Annotated in this window: 10 protein-coding genes and 1 pseudogene; 1 reads left to right on the top strand and 10 read right to left on the bottom strand. The window is 36.9% G+C overall.

Going from position 1 to position 8388, the window contains the following annotated elements:
• A pseudogene (locus L1077_RS26730) lies at window positions 1-210 on the top strand (DUF1552 domain-containing protein); the annotation flags it as partial.
• Between the two features lie 309 nt (window positions 211-519).
• On the opposite strand, the gene L1077_RS26725 reads toward L1077_RS26730, so the two are convergent.
• From L1077_RS26725 to L1077_RS26680, 10 genes are all read right to left on the bottom strand, one after another.
• Window positions 520-834, bottom strand: a complete 315-nt coding sequence (locus L1077_RS26725; protein WP_237139807.1) for a hypothetical protein — start codon at window positions 832-834, stop codon at window positions 520-522.
• Window positions 835-1025: 191 nt separating this feature from the next.
• Window positions 1026-2057, bottom strand: a complete 1032-nt coding sequence (locus tag L1077_RS26720; protein WP_237139806.1) for an alpha/beta hydrolase — start codon at window positions 2055-2057, stop codon at window positions 1026-1028.
• A gap of 59 nt (window positions 2058-2116) precedes the next feature.
• On the bottom strand, window positions 2117-2455 hold the full coding sequence (locus tag L1077_RS26715) for a DUF6404 family protein (RefSeq protein WP_237139805.1): 339 nt from the start codon (window positions 2453-2455) through the stop codon (window positions 2117-2119).
• A 345-nt stretch (window positions 2456-2800) separates the two neighbouring features.
• Window positions 2801-3796, bottom strand: a complete 996-nt coding sequence (locus L1077_RS26710; protein WP_237139804.1) for a transposase — start codon at window positions 3794-3796, stop codon at window positions 2801-2803.
• 374 nt (window positions 3797-4170) lie between these two features.
• Entirely contained in the window at window positions 4171-4461 is a 291-nt protein-coding gene (locus tag L1077_RS26705) for a hypothetical protein (protein WP_237139803.1), read from the bottom strand.
• Window positions 4462-4804: 343 nt separating this feature from the next.
• Window positions 4805-5422, bottom strand: coding sequence for a DJ-1/PfpI family protein (locus tag L1077_RS26700; RefSeq protein WP_237139808.1), 618 nt, complete (start codon window positions 5420-5422; stop codon window positions 4805-4807).
• 54 nt (window positions 5423-5476) lie between these two features.
• Window positions 5477-6172 carry an HAD family hydrolase gene (locus tag L1077_RS26695; RefSeq protein ID WP_237139802.1) on the bottom strand — a complete coding sequence of 232 codons (696 nt, stop codon included), beginning with the start codon at window positions 6170-6172 and terminating at the stop codon, window positions 5477-5479.
• Between the two features lie 133 nt (window positions 6173-6305).
• Window positions 6306-6629, bottom strand: a complete 324-nt coding sequence (locus L1077_RS26690) for a serine hydrolase (RefSeq protein ID WP_237139801.1) — start codon at window positions 6627-6629, stop codon at window positions 6306-6308.
• Window positions 6630-7288: 659 nt separating this feature from the next.
• Window positions 7289-7867, bottom strand: coding sequence for a pyridoxine/pyridoxamine 5'-phosphate oxidase (locus tag L1077_RS26685; RefSeq protein WP_237139800.1), 579 nt, complete (start codon window positions 7865-7867; stop codon window positions 7289-7291).
• Between the two features lie 65 nt (window positions 7868-7932).
• Window positions 7933-8388, bottom strand: a 456-nt coding sequence (locus L1077_RS26680; RefSeq protein ID WP_237139799.1) for a GNAT family N-acetyltransferase, incomplete at its 5' end; no start/stop codon positions are given.

Raw genomic sequence — 8388 nt, 5'->3', positions numbered from 1 at the left:
GTATTAGAAACATCAGATATGGGACACGCAGATAAACACTCTGCCAACCCATGTTCGTACCTTATTGCTGGCGGCGGCGCACGTATAAACCGAGGCGTAGTCAGTAATATGGGGTCAGGTTACAACCAACATGATGTACTGCATACAGCAGCTAAAGCGTGCGGTGTTGACCTTGGATTTGGCAAGGAGATCCCTGGGATTATTGTGTAAGAGATAGATACTTTATAAGCCCCTTTTTAGGGGCTTATAAATTTGCTGTACATGCATTGGCCATTAAAGGTAGCTACAATGCAATCAAAATTAAAATTCTTTCCATACTCAGAGTTCCAGCTAACATTTTCACCTACAACTATTTTTGCATAACCGTAGCATACCAACATAAATAGATAAGCGACAAAACACAACATACACCCATGGCACTTTTAACAAAAAACGATTGTCTGATATCTTTTATCGTCCCTAGTGATTGACTTTGATTAGGTGGGAAATTTTTTATCAAAAAAATTAATGGAGAACTTGCTAAGTATCGTTTGGATTATACACTTCAACACCTTTTCCATTTATAACCCAACCGACCTTTCCTTTTTGAATGATTTTTATAGCCATAAAGTCTTTAGTATACTGAATTCCCTTCACCTGAAACGTTTTGGTGGGAATAACTTCAAACACTATGGTGCAAGAACCAATGTTCTGATAGCCGCATTCCCAATCGTTAAATGCAGGCACAAACTCGCTGATCTTTACAGCTTTTTTTTTGTCTTCATAAATTTCAGCCTGCCAAAAAAAAGTGATGGTTATAATAGTTATCAATAATATAAAAATGTTTGTTTTCATTTAGATTCTTAAAGCCTAATTACAAAGCTGGGATAAAAGCGCGAAACAACAAACCCAAGATTACTTTATTCTACCCGCTATACCATAAGTTGCATAACCATTTAGCAATAGTATAAAGCAAAGTAGGATCAAGAAAATTGTAAAGTTCAACTAAAACATCCTCGCAGACTTACGCCAGCAAAAGACAAAAACTATATCATTTGTTTTTTAACTTTGTTGACAACAACTTGCACAGCACGAATGACCTCTTCAGGTTTTTCAAATTGTATATAATGTGATGTGTTATAAAATAGCTTCAATTGACTGTTAGACGACCATGATGCTTGATCGTTAAACATATACAAATCCTGCTCCATAACCGCAGGAACAATATCACGACTTAACCCTGCACTGGCAAGTTGTCGATCAGACATTTCTGCATAATTAACAATATTTCCGAGCACAAACATAGGTCTTTCGCCAAAGTCTCTTGAAGATCTTATTAGCTGTAATCCACTTGAATAATTCGAAATCTCCCGAGATAAAATATATTCAGATGATGGTGCAAAAGCTTTTACTGCATCTGAATGATATTTGGACTGGTTTGGAAAAGCTTCATTAGTCTGATTATTTAAAATGCGAGTTAAACCCGTTATATCCATCATGGGCTTGAAGGTTTCAGAAACTGCATTTTTCAATGATAAAGATAGTGGCACCTCAATATTTTGGACTAAATCCATCTGCTCTGGGTGAGGAGAGTCTATAAACACAATACCAGCAACTTTTTCACCAAAAAGATCCGTGAATTTTGTAATATATGGACCACCGAATGAGTGACCAACCATAATATATGGCGGTTTTTCGTTGGCAATGTTAAGGGCCTTATTTAAATCAGTTGCAATATCTTGCATCAAATTGTTTGTATACGGTCGAGGATCACTCCACATGATACCAGCGCGATCGTAGGCACAAGTTCTCGTCGTTAGAGCCAATTGTTCATGAACTGCAGACCAACTTAATGAGCCCAAAGTGTCGAGACCCGATTCAAGAATGACAATTGGCGTCCCTTCTCCCCGACAGTCAATGTGTAAAAATCGAGATCCTATATCAATCAAAGAGCCTTTGGCTGTATATTTTTCTAAAGCATTATTTCGAGAAATTTCCTCATACACTGCACCTGCACTTAAAAGTGTAAGTACAAATGCACATAAACTGAATACTGATTTGGCATTTGATAACAACAAGAATCACCTGTTTTTTATTTAATAAGCTAACATGAGCATAAAATAGGGATAATACTAATCTACAATTGCTCCCAAGTACTTAATTTATACTTCTTGGCACTATTACTATAATAGACTGCTGTACATAGCCCCAACATCACACCACTAAACACACTAACATTAAAAATTGTGGTATTCGATACGTCATCTAGATGCCAAAACGCTAACAAATACGATATAGGGAAAAACCAAACTGAAGCAATAATAAAGTTTGATGAAAATCTGTTGTAATGAAATGGCACAATTTCGATCCCAAGCTTCCTCAGAATTATATATGGGGGTGGCATTGCATTAATTTTATTAACTTTTGCATCTTCAAGCTCTCTTAATGCTACTGCAAGTTTTTTAGGATACGACATCTTCCTCTCCTGCCTGTAAGGTTTGCGATAGAAAAATTATTGGGCCAGATTTTACGTCTTTTATAAATCCCGTGATCAGTAGTTTGTCCTTTTTATTGTACTTATTAGCTAAACCTAAACTCAAGAGTAAAAAGGACAGGGAGTAAAAAGGACAAAGGGAGTAAAAAGGACAGGCACATATTTAATTTTACAATGAAGCATAATGGAAAATCCTAGCAACAGTTATCTATTACGGTTAATTATAAAAACCTATCTGTTGATAGAAATAAATTTCATTTAGGAATATTTTCATTTTAATAAGCTCATAGAACAGAGGTTGAAAAGTGAGGATCAATCTAAATTTTGTTAACCTACCCCTTTATACCAACTTACATCATTTTTAGCGGCATGTGATCTTAGCACAGTTTGAGAACCAGCAAAGTTACTATAGTGATTACCATAATTTTGTACCCTATCCAGCCAAATCGCTTCTTCAATTCTCATTGATGCTAGAATACTGGGCACATTCTTTGGTATGTATCCTTTCTTTTTCGGATGAATATACCTACCCGCCCAATCAACTAGTTCAAGGTAATCTAACAATGAAAAAGGTAAAGTGTTTTCCTGCTCTCTTGTACCAAAGGGTTTTAGTGATTTGGGCTGTTTTGTTTGGTGCGCTGCTTCATTATTTTGTTTTGAGTCGTTTGCGTTTTCTTCAGTCTTTTGGAGGTGCTTTATGCGTTCTTGAATCGATGTAAAATCACTATCCTCTAGCTTGTTTGCCTCGTTCGCTCTGATTGGGTTTAAGTCTACATAAGCCATGCAACTGAGTAATGCCGTTTCATCTAACAAGGCTTGTGACTTATATCGCCCCTCCCAGTACTTGCCTGTGCAGTTGTCTTCTTTGTTTGCCTCTTTTGCTATGTATTCATTGAGGTTTTTCATAAACCAGCTAATGTCATACAGCCTAGCTCGCCATTTTTCAACTAACTCAGATGCAAGTAACTGCTCTGCCTCACTGAGAGCTTCACCGTGAAGGTATCTATCAATGATTGGACTACCCTTGTATAACCTGTACCATCTTGATATCACTTCGTTATCTGACCAACCAAGTGCTTGCTGCCTATTCACTTTCACCACCAAATGATAGTGATTGCTCATAATGGCATAAGCCGCTATTTCAATGGCAAATACACTGCTTAGCAGTTTTACTCTCTCCACTAACCATGTTCGTCTATGGTCAAAGTTTTTACCTGTATACTTATCATCTCCGCACAAAAAAGCACGGCGTACACACCGTGCTATTAAGTGATAATAAGACGTCGACGACAAATCTATCAGTGCTTTCCTTGCTCTTGTCATTCCTACTTAACTCAACTTTAAACTGGATATTTAAACAGTAGTCAAGTTGCACAAATAAAGCAAAAAAACTTTTGACTGTCCGATGTTATGCGGTCCGATGTTATGCGGTCCGATGTTATGCGGTCCGATGTTATGTGCACGATGTTATGTGACAGATCTATCGTTGCTTTCCTTTGCTCTTGTCATATTTATTCGACTCAAGTTAAAGCTGGATATATAAACAATGGTCAAGTTGCGCGAATAAAGCAAAAAACTTGTGACTGTCCGATGTTAATGTTATGCGCTTTTAGAGTTACTTCAGCTGATAGAAAATAAAAAGCCCGACCATAAATCAGGCTATGTTAAGCATTAATACGAGATTAATCTAACGCAGCTTAAAGTCGCCCATAGGTATGCCATTGAGCGTCAAAGGTGTATATTCTGCCATTTTTGTGGATCGGCCCCAAACACTGTATGTGGCCACGATGACGATACTTTAGCATATACCCCTGAATTTCAACATGAGATGCTGAAACATCACTTAAAGACATACCAGTAAACCCTGCAAATTCATATTGGCAAATTGTGATTGGACCGTAATAGGAAGTCGAGTTTACAGAGAGTTCGTCAGATGCTGACACTGACAACGATGATAATAACAAAAGTGGTGCTATATATTTTTTCATTTTATTTCCTTATTTTTGGATAATCTCCATATGAAAAATCACATACTAAAAAAATAAAATCAACGCTCAATAAAAAAAATTAATAACGATTAAAAACAAATATCTAAAAAAACAGAAAATAAAATAGCTAATAGAAACAAAAAGCTACACTTTAAATTTTTTAACAAAAAAAGATTACTTTACTGGTGAAATTTTTGTTACATCCCACGAAGCTAATAACAAGTGATTGGGGAAAATATGGGCGCTTTGCACAGCCATAGATAGCAGATATACACGATCTCGTTAACCATGAACCGAACTAAGCAAAGACAAATGCTACAGGCTACATATACCTCTCAAATGTTTAGTTATGTAGATTTGCCGATTCGGCTGAATAAATAGTTTTGGTAATCAGCTCTTCAAATAAGGCTAACTGACCAGCTGGGATCAGATGGTTTTGTATACTTTTTCGTTTACTAGAGTCAAATAGTCGCTCTGCTAACCAACCAATTAAATAAACCAATGAAAGGCAGCCGCCCGCAGTGGCTATATTTCCATTTATAACAAGAGGAAAGTCCTGAACATCTCCTCCCATACTTTGTAAGGCGGCTTTAGCATCTGGATTTGTGGTCAATGGCTTATCTTTTAATAAACCAAGTTCGTGAAGTATGAAAGACCCCGCGCAAATCGAGCCAATTAACTGCTTAGCCGGGTTAAGATCTAACGCTGACATAAATTCAGCATCTCTCATCGCTGCTGGAACACCGCGTTTGCCACTGGTGATTAACACTACATCTTGACTAACTACCTCTGAAATGTGTCTGTCAGTTTTCACAGTCATACCAAGATGAGAGTTATGCTCGGGTTTAGTACCAAGTATGCTTACCGTCCAACTATTAGCTGTTCGACCTAGCAAGTCATACATAAGAAAAAAGTCCACATCAGTGAAATCATCAAATAATACTATTCCCACTTTATACATCAAATCCTTTCCTTTTCACTTTACTGACGCAAAAACTTGCCTTTTAATAATCTGTTACAGGCCAATATAGTCTATTACTTCCCTTTGCTTTTTAAAGTCCATAATTGACTGACTGTGTTCTAATTTATTACCCACTAAAACAAAGTTAACTCCCAGCTCTTTACATGCTTTCAAATCCCAACAGCCATCACCAAAATATGTAAACGATAAACTTTCTTCTTTAACGGCTCTTTTTTCAGCAATTTTCATAATCTCGATTCTTGAATAATGATCATTAGCAGATGCAATGAAGATATTTGATATATCAATTCCAGCGGATTCCAATTTTAAAATAGCACTTTCATACCAACCACCAGTTGCAAGCGAAATAACTACGTTATCCATTTCTTTCAAGCTAGAGATAAATTTACGAGATCCAGGTATTTCAAGAATGGGATTATTTGTAATTCGAGTTTGTATTTTTGATAAAAACACACGCTTAATCTGTGCAAAGATCAGTTCAGTATTTTCAATGTTTTTTTCTTTAAAAAACTGATTAAGGATCCCACTATCTGTGACATGTTCATAACGAGACCAGTTAGTATCAATATCCAAACCCGTAACTTCTTTAACTGCCTGAATGAAACACTCAGAATCTAAATCATATGATTGGACAAGTGTGTCATCAATATCGAACATTACGTGTTTCAAAGTATCCCCCCTTTTCTTTAAATACCCTGATGCCAGATCTGGTTGATTTTTTCCACACATTTAGAGTAGCTAGATGCCATTTTTAATGGCTATAGAATTCTTTTTCTGATCGCTTTTGATGGATGTGCTTTTAAAACTCGCTCTGAAATAACGCCAGCCAACGCATACCCTGAGTTTAAGTACGAATACCCCTTCACTGATTGAAATTAAGCCCGCAATTCAACACAAAGCCTAGTGGAAACATGTCAGTGGTCACTTTATTACTGTAAGCATATTGCGCTTTAAGAAACACATATTCACCTACATCGTTATACTCAAAAATACCGCTTGTGTGGTTTAAAAAACTCCTAAACGCCATTTTATTTGAGTATTGAATTTGAATAAGTAATTCCTTATCAAGGTTTTTACTAATTGGCGCATCAAGGTCAACAACCCCATCTTCTGCCAATAAAGCAACCAACAGCACAGTTAACTTTTTCCCAGTACTCCCATTCGGCATCATGATATCGGTTGTCATTGGCTGTTTTTTTCTAGGTCTTTAAACCCTGTGCTCCCGATAGGCTTACCGTGTTTAGACTCAACCAAAAGCACTGCATCAGGAATGTATTGAGGTACCAAGTTATCAAACATTACCTGGTATTTATTCCTATAATCACCCCTATCAGACCATTTTTATTTGCAACGGATAAGTCAGATATTAATATTAAAACGATAAATACCAGTTTAAATATATCTACTCACCACCTTCATCCATGATTCGGTTATATTTACTCAGTTTTAAGCCAGATAAGTTTAGTTAAGAGCTTTTCCCAAGAAGAAATAACAAAAAACCAGATTGCGAGTATATCTACTTTTTTAATAACTTGTTATAAACGATTGGAGCGACATCAATCTGGCTTCATATTCTTTTTACGATTTATATTTGTTACCCGAAGGTAGACAACCAAACAAAGACTAATAAACAAACACGCCGTAGAAATTTTAAAAATTAGCTGTATGCCAGAATTTGGGCAACCCCACATACATGAAGATATCAGCCCCGCAACTGAACAAGCTAAAAAAATCATGTTAACAACGACAGCTAAAAAATACTTCATAGCACACCAGAATTTATAACTTTAAACAAAAACATAAGCCATGAGTTTTGCTCCCAATGTTCAACTTGAGCGTCATATTTTACGGTTGAAGGAGTTGCTTATTCCAGCAGCCGTCAGAGTTTTCATATAATTCCCGCAAATGTAGTCTGCTTTCTCGAAACGTAAGGAACTCTATAGACACAGGCTTAACAATATACCCCCCCCAATTCTTCGGCCTTGGGACTGATTGATCACCAAACTGTAACAAAGCCTCGTTCAAACGCGTATCTAAAAAAGCTTCTGACTCTAAAGGTGCGCTTTGGTCAAAGGCAGTAGTGGTCAATTGAGCACTTCTAGTTCTTGTTACCCAGTAACTATCTGCCTCTAACTCTGAAATCTCTTGTGAGTGACCAATAACACGAACCTGATAGCCAACATGATCCCACCAAAAAGTCATCGCAGACTTTGGGTTATGAGAAATATGCTTGCCTTTTGCAGAATCAAAATAAGAACAAAAAACGAAGCCTTCCTCACTTACAGCTTTTAGATCGACGAACCTTCCTGATGGAAATCCATGCTCGTCTATGGTTGAAACACACACTGCACTTTTTTGCTTTAAGGGACTATCAACTTTCGATTCTTGCCACCAGACTTTAAATTTATTAATTGGACTATCCATGCTCCCTACCCTCTTTTACGTATAACACCACCCACAGCAAGCACAAGCTTGATGGCTACGCCTTGTTAGCGCGACTTGGTAATGCGAACCATTTCATTTACGCACACTGGCTCGCCATTATATTCCGTGAAAAACTCATCAGATACTTCAAACCCGTATGCCTCATAGAGTTTTTTTGCTGGTTTATTTGTTTGAGCCACAAAAAGGTTGGCTTCACCGCTTATCTGGGACAACAGAAACGCTAATATTTGTTTTCCAATTCCTTTTCCTCTTGCTTTAGGGCAAACAAACAATGCTCTGATCTCTGAATTATATAATGCGCCATACCCAAGAACTTGACCATCATCAAAAACATATATTTTTGATTCTTTTAAAGCAGGCAATCTCTTTTCATCATTTTCCAGAGGCAAGAGCTTAAATTTCTTTTTCTCAAAACGAAGCTCATCCAACTTGGATTTCGAATAAATCTCCAACACTCTTGGATAATCTTTGTCACGAAACTCTCGAATATTCATATCACA

Source organism: Pseudoalteromonas luteoviolacea, from assembly GCF_021654285.1.
GTDB lineage: Bacteria > Pseudomonadota > Gammaproteobacteria > Enterobacterales > Alteromonadaceae > Pseudoalteromonas > Pseudoalteromonas luteoviolacea_J.
This window is presented reverse-complemented; position numbering and strand designations above follow the sequence as displayed.

What these genes read in the sequence shown, in the direction of transcription:
- L1077_RS26690 (WP_237139801.1), bottom strand. Translation starts at nt 6,629, where the DNA reads ATGACAACCGATATCATGATGCCGAATGGGAGTACTGGGAAAAAGTTA.
- L1077_RS26695 (WP_237139802.1), bottom strand. Translation starts at nt 6,172, where the DNA reads ATGTGTGGAAAAAATCAACCAGATCTGGCATCAGGGTATTTAAAGAAA.
- L1077_RS26710 (WP_237139804.1), bottom strand. Translation starts at nt 3,796, where the DNA reads ATGACAAGAGCAAGGAAAGCACTGATAGATTTGTCGTCGACGTCTTAT.
- L1077_RS26715 (WP_237139805.1), bottom strand. Translation starts at nt 2,455, where the DNA reads ATGTCGTATCCTAAAAAACTTGCAGTAGCATTAAGAGAGCTTGAAGAT.
- L1077_RS26725 (WP_237139807.1), bottom strand. Translation starts at nt 834, where the DNA reads ATGAAAACAAACATTTTTATATTATTGATAACTATTATAACCATCACT.
- L1077_RS26685 (WP_237139800.1), bottom strand. Translation starts at nt 7,867, where the DNA reads ATGGATAGTCCAATTAATAAATTTAAAGTCTGGTGGCAAGAATCGAAA.
- L1077_RS26700 (WP_237139808.1), bottom strand. Translation starts at nt 5,422, where the DNA reads ATGTATAAAGTGGGAATAGTATTATTTGATGATTTCACTGATGTGGAC.
- L1077_RS26705 (WP_237139803.1), bottom strand. Translation starts at nt 4,461, where the DNA reads ATGAAAAAATATATAGCACCACTTTTGTTATTATCATCGTTGTCAGTG.